The sequence below is a fragment of the Pseudomonas sp. FW305-3-2-15-E-TSA4 genome (assembly GCF_058787295.1).
On sequence record NZ_JBYSZP010000002.1, the window covers coordinates 151,012 to 166,145 of the forward strand.

Consider the following 15,134-nt stretch of genomic DNA (forward strand, 5'->3'; position numbering starts at 1 on the left):
AAAATCATCGTTTCATAATTGAAAGCCACATCCGCAACGTCTCATGACGGCCATCGCCATTCAGGCTGGCTTAGATGTTCGGCAAAAAAGTCCGACAGCGCTTTGATTTTCACTGGCCGTGTACGCGCCGAGGGGGTGACGAAATACAAACCGCCACGGGCCATGCTCCATTCCGGTAGCACCACGACCAAGCGTCCGTCTTTCAAGTATTCGCTGGCGATAAATTCCGGCAGTTCGGCGATGGCCTGGCCCTCAAGCAACACCGGCAATAACGCATCCGAGTTGGTCACTCTTAATGGACCGCTGGGCACCACGTCTTCTTCGCTGCCGTCTTTATGGGTGAACCGCCACACTTGGCTGCGGGCCCGGTAGGCATAACTCAGGCACGTGCGGGACGCGAGTTCGCGGGGGTGGCAAGGATGGCCATAAGCGTCCAGATAAGCCGGCGAGGCGACCAGGTATTGAGTGACGGCACACAGGCGCCTTGCAACCAGCGAGGAATCCGGTAATACGGCGATGCGTAACGCCGCATCAAAGCCCTCGGCGATCAGGTCAACCGAGGCATCCGAAAGGTGCAGGTCAATCGACAGCTCGGGATACTGGCGCAGCAACTGCGGCATCAGTGGTGCCACCCAACGCAAGCCAAACGACATGGGTATCGCCAAGCGTACTTGGCCGCGGGGCTGGACCGATAAATCCTGAGCCTCGCTTTCCACCTCTTCAGCCTGCCGATAAATCTCACCCGCCTTGGCCGCCATGCTCGCGCCGAATTCGGTGAGTGCCAGTTGCCGCGAGGTGCGGTTGAACAAGCGCCCGCCCAGACGCTCCTCCAACCGTGCGACAGCTCGCGATACCGTCGGCACCGACACGCTCATGACCCGTGCCGCACCGGCGAACGAGCCCTCTTCGGCTACCTTGGCAAACATCGCCAACCCTTCAAAATCCGGAAGTCTGCTCATTTCATTTCTGCAACGATAGATTTCAGACAATTCTATTTTGAAAGTGTTTTCCCGTCGATAAGCTTCTCCCACATCGCAACCCACTCAATCGAAATACGGGAGAAACACCATGACTGACAAACTCGAAGGCAAAATTGCATTGGTTACCGGCGGCACCTCAGGCATCGGTCTGGCCACTGCCAAACGCTTCGCTCAGGAAGGCGCTCACGTCTATATCACGGGCCGTCGTCAAGCCGAACTGGACGCCGCTGTCGCCGCGGTTGGCAACGCCACCGGCGTGCAAGTGGATTCCACCAATCTTGATCAGCTGGACGCGTTGTATCGCCAGATTGGCGCAACCCACGGCCGAATCGACGTGCTGTTCGCCAATGCAGGTGGCGGATCGATGCTGCCACTGGGTGAAATCACTGAACAGCAGTACGACGACACCTTCAATCGCAACGTAAAAGGCGTGCTGTTCACTGTGCAAAAGGCACTGCCACTGCTGGCCCAAAAAGCCTCGGTGATTCTCACCGGCTCTACGGCGGGCAGCTCGGGCACCGCCGCATTCAGTGTGTACGCCGCGTCCAAAGCCGCCGTGCGTTCATTTGCCCGCAACTGGATTCTGGACTTGAAAGACCGCCAGGTGCGCATCAACACCATCAGCCCCGGCGCCACCCGCACGCCTGGCCTGGTTGAATTGGCCGGCCCCGATGCCGCTCAGCAGCAGGGCTTGCTCGACTACATGGCCTCGCTGATCCCCATGGGGCGTGTCGGTGAAGCTGACGAAATTGCCAGCGCCGCGTTGTTCCTGGCCTCCGATGACGCCAGTTTCGTCAACGGTATCGAGCTGTTTGTTGACGGTGGCCAGGCGCAAATCTGAGCAGCCAGCGGGCGACTGTCGCGGTCGCCCGCCACCCCACGCCTGAGTGTGTGCATTACCAACCCGGACGGCGTTCGCTGGTGCTATTGTCAGGCGCAGATTGAGCGGGTGTCACTGCCGCACAATCTTTTTACAGGGTTCTGCCAACGGCTTGCTCGTAGCAGGAAAGGAAATGCCGCCACTGCGACTCATCCCAGAAAGAATGCCGTCTGAGTTGAGGAATGTCGTGACGCGCCGCACCCATTGCCGTAGCACGACCGCGAGATTTCTCCAGGTCAAGCAGCGCCAGTTCGAAATCGAAGTCTGTGTCGGTAATCGACGCCTTGATAAAGATGTGTTTGGAACGCATGCAACCGTGCTGCCATTTGCCCGAATGCATCCGCGCCAGCATTTGCGCCAAACGTTCAAGAAGTCGCAGATGTTGCTCTGTGGTCAACAGGCTTGCAGCGCCCTGGCTATACCAGGTATCCAGATCGATGAAGCCGCCCAGGTCTTTGGTAACCAAGACACCCTGCCATACGCCGTCGACTTTTCTCGCGCCATAAAATACCGGTCTTGGCGCATTCACGCCCAACTCTTCGAGTCTTGAAAGGGCAACGCCTTCACGCAATGCGGTGGGTCGGCCAGTGGGGTAACGGAGACTGCGGAACAAATGGCCGGTCTGGCGCTTTACGAAAAACGTCTTGTCACCTTGAACAATCAGTTGGACACCACTGGTGCCGCTGCGGCGCACATTCGGCGGTTCCACCCACGACCCGGACGTACCCCACCAGAAATCAAATTCATCGCCTGCCCTGCCCATTGTGCGCTCCATTTATTGTAGAAATCGTTTCGTGCGACGTTTGCATGAGGGTCGCAACAGCAGCTCAGTCTGTTGGTGGACGTTAATAGTTCCCTCGGTGTTCGAGGATTTTAGGGCCAGCTTGGGGCTTTTACGCAACCACGTGACGAAAATTGGCTATTGAGGGGTGTTTATCCCTTCAGGTGTGTCCTTTTCGCCGATAGCCGACGACATCAAACACAGATGCCAACCGCGTCGCGAGGGTCCGCCCGACTGTTTTTTCGATTAACTTGAAAGCCGTTAAATTGACCCAGGTCATGATTCAATTCGATTGAGGCAAATAACGAGCAACGTCCTTGATCCGCATTTTCTTTGTGCTAAAAGTATTGCCGCCAGTGGCTCCTTACAGGGATGAGTAAGGGTTTGCTCATCCGCAGCCATTGCCCACGGATGCATACTTTCAACAAGGAAGTCCTATGAAAATAGTTGGGTTGTCCGGGATTCTCCCGTCACGCATTGTCAGCAATCAGGACGTTATAAACCTGGTTGAGGAACACTCTAAAGATACCTTCCAGGAAGACTTGCCAAAAACATTGAAGACCATCAGCAAGTTGCTTGAAAAAAGCGGCAGCGGCACGCGCCACTGGCTGGGCGCCGACGAAACGCCAATGCAATTGATGGAGACTGCATTCAACTCGGCGCTCGCTCAGGCCAACATCGACAAGGCCGACCTGGATCTGTTGATCTATCCGAACGTTACGCGAGGCTTCATCGAGCCGGCCAACAGTACGTTCATCGCCAAGGCGTTGGGCCTGAGTTGCAGAAACTTCGATGTGGTCGACGCCTGCAACGGTTGGGTGACAGCCATGGATGTCATCAACAGCAAAATGCAGGCCGGCGAGATTCGCTACGCGGCGATCGTCAATATGGAATTTGGCATGTCTGCTGGCGGGCCGGTGATGCCCAAGAACTTCTCCTTACAGTCGTCGGCGGAACTGGCTTACAAGTTTCCGAGTTTTACCATTGGCGAAGCCGTCACGGTCACCATCCTCAGTCATGAGGCCCCGGGCAACTTCAAGTTCTCGTACATCAACAGGCCTGACTTGAGTGACTTGTCGACCATCTCCCTGCCGGACTGGAAACTGTTCTGCAATGAGGAGGATATTCCACGTATTTCACCGACCGGCGGGCAATATCAATTCAACTCCTACGCGGCAGCCTTGCATGAAGATGGCCGCAATGAAGCGATAAAAGTCTTCAATCTGCAAAACATCTCTGCAGCAGATGTTCATAAAGTGTTTATTCATACCGGTTCGCCAAAGATGTGGGAGCACATTGGGCAACTGATCGGTATTGATCACAAATTGCACCATGTCGGGCATAAAACCGGCAACATCATTACCGCGTCCATCCCCTACGGCATCTTCGATGCGATGAGTCGGGGCGAAGCCGAGAACGGCCAGTTTTGCATGGGCTGGGCAGGCAGTGGCGGGATGGTCTTCTCTGCGTTGTCATTTACTCTGTAAGGCCTGAAGCAACTTGCCGTCGTGAGGCGGCAGGTTGCTCGTCCCTGTTGACGACAGGAACCTGACCCAGTCATTTCAACGTGTCATGGCTGATCAACGTCTTCGGCTCCAAATACGCGCTCATCCCCCACCTGCCCATTTCGCGCCCAAGGCCTGAATGCTTGAATCCACCGAAGGGGGCACGCGGTTCGTGGGTCAGGGTGTTGATGAGCACGCGTCCCGCATCGATCTGACGGGCTACGTTCATACAACGTTCAGCGCTTTTTCCCAGTACCAGGGCGCTCAGCCCATAGTCCGTATCGTTGGCAATGCTGATCGCATCGGCATCCTCCTCGTAGGGAATGATCGTCAATACGGGCCCGAAGATTTCCTCACGTGCAATGCGCATCCGGTTGTTGGCATCAGTGAAGATCGTGGGCTTCACAAACCAACCGGCATGCAAGCCTTCCGGACGACCTTCGCCACCCGCCAGCAACCTTGCGCCTTCTTCCTGGCCGATACGGATGTAGCGCTGCACCCGTTCCCATTGTTTCTGGCTCACCATCGGACCGATATCGGTGTCGGTGTTGCGCGGATCGCCCGATCGGATCTGTGAGACGCCCTCCTTCGCAATCCGCTCAAACTCTGCCAGCCGGCCGCGCGGCACAAGAATGCGAGTGCCCGCGATGCACGCCTGACCGCTGTTGAGAAATCCGGCTTGCAGCACCATCGGCATGACCGCCTGCAGATCAGCATCATCAAGCACCACGGTGGGCGACTTGCCGCCGAGTTCCAGCGTCACACGCTTCATGGTGTCGGCACCGGTTCTGACGAGATGCTTACCGACAGCGGATGAGCCCGTGAACGAGATTTTGGCAACGTCGGGATGACCGGCGATCGCCTCGCCAACCACATCACCCCGTCCGTTGACGATATTGAATACACCCGGTGGCAACCCCGCTTCGTGCAACGCACTGACCACGACCTGCGTCTGCAACGCGCTCATCTCGCTAGGCTTGATGACGGCGGTGCAGCCTGTCGCCAGCGCGGTGGCCAGCTTGTTGCAGATGAAGCCCGCATCGCTGTTCCATGGCGTGATCAGACCGGTCACCCCCACGGGCGTCAGAATGACCCTGGCCGTGCCGACCTGTTCCTCGAAATCGAACGCCTCCAGAGCATCGATTGCCTGCGCAATCACGTCGGCCGGATAAGTCGCCATCCAGCGCCCGCGAGCTACAGGTGCACCGTACTCCGTGAGGATGGCTTCCAACAGCTCTTCCTCCTTTGCCGCCACCGCCCGGTGCATGCGGTGCAGTCCCGCAATGCGCTCCTCCCGGCTTGTACGGGCCCACGCCGGAAATGCAGCCTTGGCGGCTGCGATCGCACGCTGTGCGTCCAGTGCATCGCCCAACCGAACCTGACCGATGACTTGCTCGGTGCTCGGGTTATGAAGGTCGAACCATTCCTGACCCTGTGGAAGAACGAACTCGCCGTTGATATAGATATGTTCAATGCGTTGCATGGCGACTCCTCGCTCAAAACGACTCGTCTGAATCGAGCCTCTGTGATGAAGTCTAAGAAGGGTTCATTATTCCGATAAGCCATCCTTTGGCTGATGAAGCATCCTTATATTCAGGACGATCCATGCACAGAACAGGAATGACCGAGCTGGAAGTGGTACTGGCCGTGGCGCGGCGCAGCAGTTTTCGCGGCGCCGCACAGGAGCTGGGCATGTCCACAACTGCTGTGAGCAGCACGGTGGCCGGTCTGGAAGCACGCCTGAAAGTGCGCCTGTTCAATCGCTCCACGCGCAGCGTTGCTCTCACCGACATTGGGCAACGCTATGTGGCACGCATCGCACCTGCGTTGGCACAGATCAAAAGTGCCGGCGAAGAAGCCAGCGTCGGCCCCGATGAGCCCAGCGGCACGTTGCGCATCAATGCACCCCATGGCGCGGCCTACCTGCTGCTGGATCCGCTATTGAAGCAGTACGCTCAGCGCTATCCCGACGTACGTATCGACATCGTCAGCGAATCAAGCATGGTCGACATCATCGCCGGTGGCTTCGACGCCGGGATCCGCCTGGCGGAGTCCGTGCCGCAAGACATGATTGCCGTGGCACTGTCAGGTGACATTCGGATGCTTGTGGTCGCAACGCCCGAGTACCTCGAACGCCACGGCGTGCCCGAAGATCCGCGAGATCTGCTCACCCACCGGAGCATCGGCATGCGCATGGCCCATGGTGGCCTCTACCAGTGGGAATTGGAGCGCGATGGCCAAAAGCTGCAGATGGATCTGCCGGTGAGCTTCGCCTCCAACGAAATGCTGGCAATCAAACAGGCCGTTTTGTCAGGCCTTGGTATTGGTTTCATTTCCGAGTGGTTCATCCAGGAAGAGCTGGCGAGCGGCGCCCTGCTGCCGGTGTTGATGCCGTGGTGCCCGTCTTTTGGCGGACTGAGGCTCTATTACTCGGGCCATCGCTTCGTGCCCGCGCGGTTGCGTGCATTGATTGAACTGGCGCAGGAGTTGCGGCCTACTGTGGTTTGATCCTGTTTTGCCCACTTTTTATCGTCCATACTGCCCTGGAATACCCCATGGAAAACCGCCACCTTCGTCTCTTGCTCCAGGGAACAGCGGAGTGTAATTCCGCCGTCGAGTCTCTCGTCCTCGTACTTGAGGCCGCTGTTGAACTGGTGTCGATTCCCGAAAATGATTTCTGCTGGTCGTATTGGGCTGATGAGCTTGAGGCGAAAACTGAATTACAAGCCCTGATCCACTCATTAAAAACCGGCACCTTGCCTGAGCGGCTGGACGTCGCCGTGTTGTTTGCGCCCACCGGACCGTTACAGGAGCTGGCCATGAGCAGTGGATGGGCTGAGACTTATTTGAAGGTCGCCGGCAAATTTGATGACGTTGAAGGGTTGCTGTGGAGAAGGTAACCGAAAGCGGTTCCCATATCCCAGCTAGCAAGCCGGGCCATTCACCGGAACACTCTGACGAACATAATAATTGTCGAATTCACTGCTTTCGGTGAATTGGAAGCCATGACGGGTATAAAAGCGATTCGAAGCACTTTCTTTGAGAGCGCCAACTTTAACAGGGAGCGCAGCCGCATCCGCCTCTTTGAAAATCTGAGTGAGAACAGCAGCCCCTACACCTGATCCTTGCGCGCTCGGTCTCACATACAAGTGGTCGAGCAAGAGTTCATTGTGGTGATGCTTGACCACTACAAAACCAACCCTCTCTCCAGATACCTCGATATAGCGTGTGTTGCGAGCGTCAAAACCGCCAACAAACCGCTCACGCGCACGCACCGGATCAAATCGCCCGACACGCTCCAGACTTTCGCGCATGGCCTCAATTCGAATGGCTACAAGATTTTCCAGGTCGCTTGGGTGAGCCGGAACCAAAATGACTGGGAAATTTTGATTGGGTGCGACGGGCATAGGTTGTGCTCTATTTACCATCCTGGAAGGCCAGTATAGAGAGCCTGGCTTGTGGGGCCCAGTTTGGCTTCACCGTCGAATTCAGGCCCCCATCTCAAAAACGAACATGACCTGATCAATCTGGATTTTGATTGCCAGAGCCTTGCGTGACCGACAGGTCTCCAATACGACCTCATGGTATTCACATGTCGATATCAGACACGATCATGGCGCAATCAGGCTATTGAATCGGCAGCAAGGCCGGCTAAGGTGCCGTGTCTTCCTATCAAAACAATCCCGGTCAGATCATGGGGTTGATAAGAACTGCGGCGGTTGGACGGGCTTCTCTCGGGAGTTCAGCAGGCAACGATGGTGACCGATCGTATGCCCGTTCAATTGCTTAAATGTCGATCAGCAGAGAATAAAAATACCGATGATCAGCCCGAACTCCATGGATTCGAGTAGCCAATTGGCGCAGGGCTTCAAGCCTCGTCACGTCACAATGTTGTCCATCGCCGGGATTATCGGCGCCGGTTTGTTCGTCGGTTCAGGACACGCCATTGCCGCAGCAGGGCCGGCCGTGCTTCTCGCCTATCTGTTTTCAGGTCTGCTTGTCGTGCTGGTCATGCGCATGCTCGGCGAGATGGCGGTGGCCAACCCGGACACCGGTTCGTTCTCCACCTATGCCGACCAGGCCATCGGCCGCTGGGCCGGTTTCACTATCGGTTGGCTGTACTGGTGGTTCTGGGTGTTGGTGATTCCCATCGAAGCACTGGCGGCCGGGCATGTGCTGCACCAATGGTTCCCGCAGGTCGATGCCTGGCTGTTCGCGTTGGGATCGATCATTGCGCTGGTGGTGACCAACCTGTTCAGCGTGTCCAAGTATGGTGAGTTCGAGTTCTGGTTCGCCATGGCCAAGGTTGTGGCGATCATCGGCTTCATCGGGGTCGGTTTTGCCGTGTTGATGGGCTGGGTGCCCGACCGCGAAGTCAGCGGGTTGAGCGGCCTGATGGCCGAGCACGGCGGATTTGCGCCCAACGGCTTGTCCGCAGTGGTCGGCGCTTTCATCACGATCATGTTCAGCTTCATCGGTACGGAAGCGGTGACCATCGCGGCCGCCGAATCGAATAACCCGGCGCAGAACATTGCCAAAGCCACCCGCTCGGTGATCTGGCGCATCGGCGTGTTCTACCTGCTGTCGATCTTCGTGGTCATCTCCGTGGTGCCGTGGAATGATCCGTTGCTGGCCTCGGTGGGCTCGTATCAGCGCGCCCTGGAAATCATGAATATTCCAAATGCCAAGTTCATGGTCGACGTCGTCGTCCTGATCGCCGTGGCCAGTTGCATGAACTCCTCGATCTACATTGCCTCGCGCATGTTGTACTCGCTGGGTCGTCGCGGCGATGCACCGAAAGCGCTGAAGGCGACTTCCGCTGCCGGTGTGCCACGGGCCGCCGTGATCGCCAGCACCGTGCTCGGCGCGTCGATCACCGTGTGGAGCTACTTCATGCCCGCCGGGCTGTTCGAGTTCCTGCTGGCCAGTTCCGGGGCGATTGCCCTTCTGGTGTACCTCGCCATTGCGGTGTCGCAGCTGCGCATGCGGCGGATATTGCAACAGCGCAAGGTTGAGCTGACCTTCCGCATGTGGCTGTTCCCGTGGCTGACGTGGCTGGTGATCGGCTTCATCTGCGCGGCGCTGGCGGTCATGATGATCACCCCGCAGCACCGCACCGAAGTCACCACCACCATTGGCCTGGCGCTGGCAATCTCCTTTATCGGCCTGATCACGTCGCGTCACCCTGCCCCGGCGGCACGCGCGACGTCGGTGGGCTAGGCGTTCACGCCGAAGCCGATATTCCCTTGGCGAAGACCAAGGGAATGACCGACGCCTGCATCTCAGACCGATTCCTGTGAGGCCATGATGTCATCGACCCCCTCCGTGGCCGACGGTACGACCCAATCCTTCGGGTTTCTGCTGTTGGATAAATTCACCCTCATGTCGCTGGCATCCGCCGTCGAACCACTGCGCATGGCCAATCAATTGTCGGGGCGAACGCTGTATCGCTGGCATACCTTCAGCGCCAATGGTGCGGCTGTTTGGGCCAGCGACGGGGTCCCGATCACGCCGGATGGCTCGTGGAGCAACCCCGGCGTGGCGGACACGGTGATTGTCTGCGGCGGGGTCGGCATCCAGAGCGTAATCACCCGCGAGCACACATCCTGGCTGCAAGCCCTGGCCCGGCAATCCAGACGCTTGGGCGGTGTGTGCACCGGTAGCTGGGCACTCGCCAAAGCCGGATTGCTCGATGGTTATGAGTGCAGCGTGCATTGGGAATTTCTGGCGGCCATGCAGGAAGCTTTCCCACGCGTAAACGTCAGCACCAGCCTCTTCACCCTCGACCGCAACCGCTTTACCAGTTCCGGAGGAACAGCGCCGCTGGACATGATGCTGCACCTGATCGCCCGTGATCACGGTCGAGAGTTATCCGCCGCCATCTCGGAGATGTTTGTTTACGAGCGCATCCGCAACGAGCAGGACCATCAACGCGTACCGCTCAAGCATGTGGTCGGTACGCATCAGCCCAAGCTGCAAGAAGTCGTTGCGTTGATGGAGGCCAATCTTGAGGAACCGATCGAGCTGGACAACCTTGCCGAATACGTCGATCTGTCACGCCGACAGTTGGAGCGGTTGTTTCAGAAATACCTGCAATGCACGCCGTCACGCTACTACTTGAGGTTGCGGCTGATTCGCGCGCGACAACTGCTCAAGCAAACCTCGCTGTCGATCGTGGAACTGGCGTATGTCTGCGGATTTGCCTCCACACCGCATTTCTCAAAATGCTATCGCGAGCAGTTTGGGGTGCCGCCGAGCGACGAGCGCTCAGGCTCTGCAATGAGTCGTAAACGGGTAACGCCGCCGTCATCGATCAACACACTGACAACGCTTGATCAGGCGAGAAACGAATCGACATTTGCCAGTGTTCGGATGATGGCGAGTGCCGATCTGGCTTGAGCAAACCGAGGCAAATCGGCCGGGAACACCCAAGATGCCCCGGCCATGTGCCCTGCCCGTTTACGCCTGATCCAAGGCCTCCACCACGCCTTTGTCTTCTCCAAGAAACCCGCCGCTCTGATGCGCCCACAGCCGCGCATACACGCCGTTCTTTTCCAGCAATTCGGAATGGGTGCCCTGCTCGATGATGCGCCCGTCATCCATGACAATCAGCCGATCCATCGCTGCAATCGTCGACAGTCGATGTGCGATCGCGATCACCGTCTTGCCCTGCATCATGTCATCGAGGCTTTCCTGAATCGCCACTTCGACTTCCGAGTCCAGCGCGCTGGTGGCTTCGTCCAGCAGCAGGATCGGCGCGTTCTTCAGCATCACCCGGGCAATCGCCACCCGTTGGCGCTGGCCGCCGGACAGCTTGATCCCGCGTTCACCTACCAGAGTGTCGTAGCCGGTATGGCCCTGACGGTCGCTGAGTTGGCTGATGAACTCGTCAGCCTGCGCATTGGCAGCGGCGCGGCGGATCTGTGCGTCTGTAGCATCGGGCCGGCCGTAGGCGATGTTGTCGCGAATCGAACGGTGCAGCAGCGAGGTGTCCTGGGTGACCATACCGATCGCACTGCGCAGGCTGTCCTGGGTCACGTGCGCAATGTTCTGGCCGTCGATACGAATCTCGCCGCTGTCGACGTCATAGAAGCGCAGCAGCAGGTTGATCAGCGTCGATTTACCCGCACCGGAGCGGCCCACCAGGCCGATTTTTTCACCGGGACGAATGCTCAGGCTCAGGCCATCGAGCACCTGACGCTCGCCACCGTAGTTGAACTTGACCTTGTCGAACGTCACCGCGCCGCCAGAAGTGACCAGCACGCCGGCATCCGGCGCGTCTTGCACTTTGGTGCCTTGGGTCAGCGTCGCCATGCCGTCCTGGACGGTGCCGATGCTTTCGAACAGCGAGGTCATTTGCCACATGATCCAGTTCGACATGCCATTGATCCGCAACGCCATGGCGGTGATCGCTGCTACCGCACCGGCGCCGACATCGCCCTGGTGCCAAAGCCACAGGGCGTAACCACCGGCGGACATGATCAACCCCACCACCAAGGCCTGATTGACGATCTCGAACAGACTGACCAGACGCATCTGGCGAAAACCGGTCTGCTTGAAATCTTCCATCGCCGCCCGCGCAAAATGTGCTTCGCGGTTGGAGTGGGAGAACAACTTCACCGTGGTGATGTTGGTGTACGCGTCGGCGATACGCCCGGTCATCATCGACCGCGCATTGGCCTGCTCCTGGCCGACCTTGCCCAGACGCGGCACGAAGTACCACATGGCCAGACCGAACAGCACGACCCAAGCAAGAAACGGCAACATCAGCTTCAGCGCAAAACCGCCAGCCAGGGCAATGATCGCGATGAAGTACACGCCAATCCCCGGCAAGATCTCGATCATGGTGAACAGCACGTCGCGTACAGCGAGCGCGGTCTGCATGACCTTGGTCGTGACCCGGCCGGAGAACTCGTCGGAGAAAAACGAAAGGCTCTGCCGCAGCATCAGCCGATGGAAATCCCAGCGCAGGCGCAGCGGCAGGTTAATCGCCAGAATCTGGTGCTGGACCATGGTGCGCAACGCCACCAACCCGACACTCAAGACCATGACAATGCCCATGCCCCACAACACGCGGCTCTCCTGCACCGCCGCTTCGCCGCCGGCCTGCCAGGTCGAGAGCAAATCGACGACCTGGCCGAGGAAGGAAAACAGCCAGGCTTCATAGATCGACACAGCAGCGCTGAGCAACGCCAGTGCCAGAATGTAGCCGCGAGCGCCGCGAGTGCAGGCCCAGAGAAATTTAGCCAGACCGTTGGGTGGCGGTGGCACCTCGTCAGGCGGGAAAGGGTCGAGTCTTCGTTCAAACACACGAAGCATGATGTTCTCCTGAACGTTCAAGTCAGGGAGATTCTGCCACCGATTGGATCCCGGGAGGTCTTTGTGAAAAAGTGTGTGCTCCCGACCTGACGAGTGCCTGCCGTCTCTACCAGACTGCGATATGCGAATCTGCCCGCGGCTCAGTCCCGCCACACAGTACGCCCGTCACTGGATCACGCAGAATAATCTGCCCTCGTCCGTAATCCGTCAGGTCACTGGCGATCTGCACCTCATGTCCGCGACGTGCCAACGCATTGGCCAGATCCCTTGAAGCGCCCTGCTCGATGCCCACCTTCATGCCGCCGAGCCATTGCCAGCGCGGCGCGTCCAGTGCCGACTGCGGGTTCAAGCCGAAATCCACCAGGTTCATGACCATCTGCACATGGCCCTGCGGCTGCATGTAGCCGCCCATCACACCGAACGGGCCCAACGCCTGACCGTCCTTGGTGAGGAAGCCAGGAATGATCGTGTGAAAGGTCTTTTTCCCCGGCGCCAACGCGTTGGCATGCTCGGGATCCAGGCTGAATTCCTGGCCACGGTTCTGCAGGGCGATGCCGCTGTCCGGCAGCACCACGCCTGAGCCGAAGCCGTGATAATTGCTCTGGATGAACGACACCATATTGCCCTGCCCGTCCGCCGTGGCCAGGTACACCGTGCCACTGGCATGGGGATCGCCCGGTTTCGGCGGTTGCGCTTGTTCGCCGACCTGAGCGCGGCGGCGGGCGCTGTATTCGTCGCTCAACAGATCGGCCACGGCCACGCGCATGTGCAGCGGATCGGTGATGTAGTGCAGGCCATCGCTGTAGGCGAGCTTCATCGCCTCCAGTTGCCGGTGCCAGGTCTGCTGGCTGTCACGGTGATCGAAGTCGAAGCCTTCAAGAATCTTCAGCGCCATCAGCGCAACCAGGCCTTGCCCGCTCGGTGGAATTTCCCAGACATCCACGCCACGGTAATTGACGTGAATCGGCTCGACCCATTGCGCGCGGTAATGCTCCAGATCCGTGGCGCGCAGATAGCCGCCGGTAGCTCGTGAATGCGCATCCAGGCGTTGCGCCAGTGCGCCGCGATACAAACTCTCGCAACGAGTACTGGCCAACTCCTCAAGGGTTCGCGCCTGCGCCGGGTTACGGAAAATCTCTCCGGCCTGGGGCGCGCGACCGTCAATCAAAAACGTATCGAACCAGGCCTGCAGCACCTCATCACGATGCGGGCCGAACTCATCCAACGCGATCTGCCATTGATGGGCAACCACCGGCGACAAGGGAAAACCGTCTCTGGCCAGACTGATCGCCGGTTGCAGCAAATCGGCGAACGGCAACACGCCAAAGCGTTGCGACAGCTCGGCCCAGGCCGATGGGCAACCGGGCACCGTCACTGGCGTCCAGCCATACAACGGCATTTGCTCATGGCCGGCCGTCTTCACCGCTTCGATGCTTAGACCGGCCGGGGCATGGCCGTTGGCATTGAGGCCATGCAGCTGATCCTTGAACCAGACCAGCGCAAACGCATCACCGCCCAGGCCGCAGCCCGTAGGCTCGACCACGGTCAGTGCCGCCGCCGTGGCAATGGCCGCGTCAATCGCGTTGCCGCCCTTCTGCAGCATCTCTATGCCGGCCTGCGCGGCGAGTGGCTGAGACGCCGCGACCATGCCGCGACGGGCGAAGACGCTTTGGCGTTGCGATGGATAGGGATATTCGTGAGCAGAGAATTTCAACATGGCAAAGGCTCTTCAAATCAGCAATTCATTGGCCGGACTTGATCCGGTTCCCTTCACGGGTGATCAGGCGCTGGATGTTTTTCGGCGATCTTCTCGAAGTTCTTCAACGTGTCGGGGCTGCGGCTCCGCGCACAAGCTCGATAAACGCATCGTCAATATCCTTGTGAAGTTCACAGCACGCGGCTGAGAAAGGCCTGGGTACGGGGATGGGTGGGCCGGCTGAAAATCTGCTCCGGCGGGCCTTGTTCGATCAGTTCGCCCTGATCGAGCACCACCACTCGGTCAGCCACTTCGCGGGCAAAGCCCATTTCATGGGTGACCACGACCATGGTCATGCCCTCCTCGGCCAGCTCCTTCATCACCTGCAAAACCTCGCCGACAGTTTCCGGGTCGAGGGCGCTGGTGGGTTCGTCGAACAACATCGCCTGGGGTTTCATCGCTAGTGCTCGGGCGATCGCCACCCGTTGCTGCTGGCCGCCGGAAAGCATCGACGGGTAATGAGCGGCCTTGTCCGCCAGCCCGACTCGCTTGAGCAAGGCTCGCGCCTGCTCCAGCGCAGCCTGGCGTGGCACACCCAACACCTGAATCGGTGCTTCGATGATGTTTTCCAGCGCGGTCATGTGCGGGAACAGGTTGAAGCGCTGGAACACCATGCCAATGTCCCGGCGTTGGCGAGCGATGTTGCGTTCCGAGTCGCGCACCAGACTGCCGTCCGCCCGGGTGCGATAACCCATGGGCTGGCCGTTGACGCGAATTTCCCCGCCCTGAATGTCTTCGAGCAGATTGATGCAGCGGATAAACGTGGTTTTGCCCGAACCCGAGGCGCCAATCAGCACCACCACTTCACCGCGTCGCACTTGCAGCGAGATGCCCTTGAGAATCTGCAGATCACCGAAGGCCTTGTGAATGTTCAGCGCCTCGATGATCAGCTCGTCACTTTGCTGCACCATGA

The 15,134-nt window shown here is 58.7% G+C and carries 13 protein-coding genes; 6 read left to right on the top strand and 7 right to left on the bottom strand.

The window, feature by feature from the left end:
• Positions 1-41 precede the first annotated feature (41 nt).
• Positions 42-959 carry a LysR family transcriptional regulator gene (locus AC3WMV_RS03110; protein WP_027611769.1) on the bottom strand — a complete coding sequence of 306 codons (918 nt, stop codon included), beginning with the start codon at positions 957-959 and terminating at the stop codon, positions 42-44.
• 109 nt (positions 960-1,068) lie between these two features.
• On the opposite strand from AC3WMV_RS03110, the gene AC3WMV_RS03115 reads away from it, so the two are divergent.
• Positions 1,069-1,821 carry an SDR family NAD(P)-dependent oxidoreductase gene (locus AC3WMV_RS03115; protein ID WP_103367082.1) on the top strand — a complete coding sequence of 251 codons (753 nt, stop codon included), beginning with the start codon at positions 1,069-1,071 and terminating at the stop codon, positions 1,819-1,821.
• A gap of 130 nt (positions 1,822-1,951) precedes the next feature.
• On the opposite strand, the gene AC3WMV_RS03120 is transcribed toward AC3WMV_RS03115, so the two are convergent.
• Positions 1,952-2,623 carry a lipopolysaccharide kinase InaA family protein gene (locus AC3WMV_RS03120; protein WP_103367081.1) on the bottom strand — a complete coding sequence of 224 codons (672 nt, stop codon included), beginning with the start codon at positions 2,621-2,623 and terminating at the stop codon, positions 1,952-1,954.
• 455 nt (positions 2,624-3,078) lie between these two features.
• Here AC3WMV_RS03120 and AC3WMV_RS03125 point away from each other — a divergent pair, with 455 nt between their 5' ends.
• Positions 3,079-4,128 carry a 3-oxoacyl-[acyl-carrier-protein] synthase III C-terminal domain-containing protein gene (locus tag AC3WMV_RS03125; RefSeq protein WP_103367080.1) on the top strand — a complete coding sequence of 350 codons (1,050 nt, stop codon included), beginning with the start codon at positions 3,079-3,081 and terminating at the stop codon, positions 4,126-4,128.
• 70 nt (positions 4,129-4,198) lie between these two features.
• On the opposite strand, the gene AC3WMV_RS03130 is transcribed toward AC3WMV_RS03125, so the two are convergent.
• The gene (locus AC3WMV_RS03130; RefSeq protein ID WP_103367079.1) at positions 4,199-5,629 is read right to left on the bottom strand and encodes an aldehyde dehydrogenase family protein; all 1,431 of its coding nucleotides are present in this window, start codon (positions 5,627-5,629) and stop codon (positions 4,199-4,201) included.
• Positions 5,630-5,751: 122 nt separating this feature from the next.
• On the opposite strand from AC3WMV_RS03130, the gene AC3WMV_RS03135 reads away from it, so the two are divergent.
• Positions 5,752-6,654, top strand: a complete 903-nt coding sequence (locus AC3WMV_RS03135) for a LysR family transcriptional regulator (protein ID WP_178085213.1) — start codon at positions 5,752-5,754, stop codon at positions 6,652-6,654.
• Between the two features lie 47 nt (positions 6,655-6,701).
• On the top strand, positions 6,702-7,046 hold the full coding sequence (locus AC3WMV_RS03140) for a hypothetical protein (RefSeq protein ID WP_103367077.1): 345 nt from the start codon (positions 6,702-6,704) through the stop codon (positions 7,044-7,046).
• A gap of 24 nt (positions 7,047-7,070) precedes the next feature.
• Here AC3WMV_RS03140 and AC3WMV_RS03145 read toward each other — a convergent pair whose 3' ends face one another.
• Positions 7,071-7,553, bottom strand: coding sequence for a GNAT family N-acetyltransferase (locus AC3WMV_RS03145; RefSeq protein WP_103367076.1), 483 nt, complete (start codon positions 7,551-7,553; stop codon positions 7,071-7,073).
• Positions 7,554-7,965: 412 nt separating this feature from the next.
• Here AC3WMV_RS03145 and gabP point away from each other — a divergent pair, with 412 nt between their 5' ends.
• Both gabP and gbdR read left to right on the top strand, forming a co-directional pair.
• Positions 7,966-9,366: a GABA permease gene (gabP, locus tag AC3WMV_RS03150; RefSeq protein WP_103367075.1), complete on the top strand. Its 1,401-nt coding sequence runs from the start codon at positions 7,966-7,968 to the stop codon at positions 9,364-9,366.
• An 87-nt stretch (positions 9,367-9,453) separates the two neighbouring features.
• The gene (gene gbdR, locus AC3WMV_RS03155) at positions 9,454-10,545 is read left to right on the top strand and encodes a choline metabolism transcriptional regulator GbdR (protein ID WP_103367074.1); all 1,092 of its coding nucleotides are present in this window, start codon (positions 9,454-9,456) and stop codon (positions 10,543-10,545) included.
• Positions 10,546-10,605: 60 nt separating this feature from the next.
• On the opposite strand, the gene AC3WMV_RS03160 is transcribed toward gbdR, so the two are convergent.
• From AC3WMV_RS03160 to AC3WMV_RS03170, 3 genes are all read right to left on the bottom strand, one after another.
• Positions 10,606-12,465, bottom strand: coding sequence for an ABC transporter ATP-binding protein (locus tag AC3WMV_RS03160; RefSeq protein ID WP_103367073.1), 1,860 nt, complete (start codon positions 12,463-12,465; stop codon positions 10,606-10,608).
• A gap of 106 nt (positions 12,466-12,571) precedes the next feature.
• On the bottom strand, positions 12,572-14,182 hold the full coding sequence (locus tag AC3WMV_RS03165) for a gamma-glutamyltransferase family protein (RefSeq protein WP_103367072.1): 1,611 nt from the start codon (positions 14,180-14,182) through the stop codon (positions 12,572-12,574).
• Between the two features lie 170 nt (positions 14,183-14,352).
• Entirely contained in the window at positions 14,353-15,132 is a 780-nt protein-coding gene (locus AC3WMV_RS03170) for an amino acid ABC transporter ATP-binding protein (RefSeq protein ID WP_103367071.1), read from the bottom strand.
• Positions 15,133-15,134: the final 2 nt, after the last annotated feature.

Bases quoted from the DNA above. Each gene is read 5' to 3' on its own strand.
- AC3WMV_RS03110 (WP_027611769.1), bottom strand. From the start codon at position 959: ATGAGCAGACTTCCGGATTTTGAAGGGTTGGCGATGTTTGCCAAGGTA.
- AC3WMV_RS03115 (WP_103367082.1), top strand. From the start codon at position 1,069: ATGACTGACAAACTCGAAGGCAAAATTGCATTGGTTACCGGCGGCACC.
- AC3WMV_RS03120 (WP_103367081.1), bottom strand. From the start codon at position 2,623: ATGGGCAGGGCAGGCGATGAATTTGATTTCTGGTGGGGTACGTCCGGG.
- AC3WMV_RS03125 (WP_103367080.1), top strand. From the start codon at position 3,079: ATGAAAATAGTTGGGTTGTCCGGGATTCTCCCGTCACGCATTGTCAGC.
- AC3WMV_RS03130 (WP_103367079.1), bottom strand. From the start codon at position 5,629: ATGCAACGCATTGAACATATCTATATCAACGGCGAGTTCGTTCTTCCA.
- AC3WMV_RS03135 (WP_178085213.1), top strand. From the start codon at position 5,752: ATGCACAGAACAGGAATGACCGAGCTGGAAGTGGTACTGGCCGTGGCG.
- AC3WMV_RS03140 (WP_103367077.1), top strand. From the start codon at position 6,702: ATGGAAAACCGCCACCTTCGTCTCTTGCTCCAGGGAACAGCGGAGTGT.
- AC3WMV_RS03145 (WP_103367076.1), bottom strand. From the start codon at position 7,553: ATGCCCGTCGCACCCAATCAAAATTTCCCAGTCATTTTGGTTCCGGCT.
- gabP (WP_103367075.1), top strand. From the start codon at position 7,966: ATGATCAGCCCGAACTCCATGGATTCGAGTAGCCAATTGGCGCAGGGC.
- gbdR (WP_103367074.1), top strand. From the start codon at position 9,454: ATGTCATCGACCCCCTCCGTGGCCGACGGTACGACCCAATCCTTCGGG.
- AC3WMV_RS03160 (WP_103367073.1), bottom strand. From the start codon at position 12,465: ATGCTTCGTGTGTTTGAACGAAGACTCGACCCTTTCCCGCCTGACGAG.
- AC3WMV_RS03165 (WP_103367072.1), bottom strand. From the start codon at position 14,182: ATGTTGAAATTCTCTGCTCACGAATATCCCTATCCATCGCAACGCCAA.
- AC3WMV_RS03170 (WP_103367071.1), bottom strand. From the start codon at position 15,132: ATGGTGCAGCAAAGTGACGAGCTGATCATCGAGGCGCTGAACATTCAC.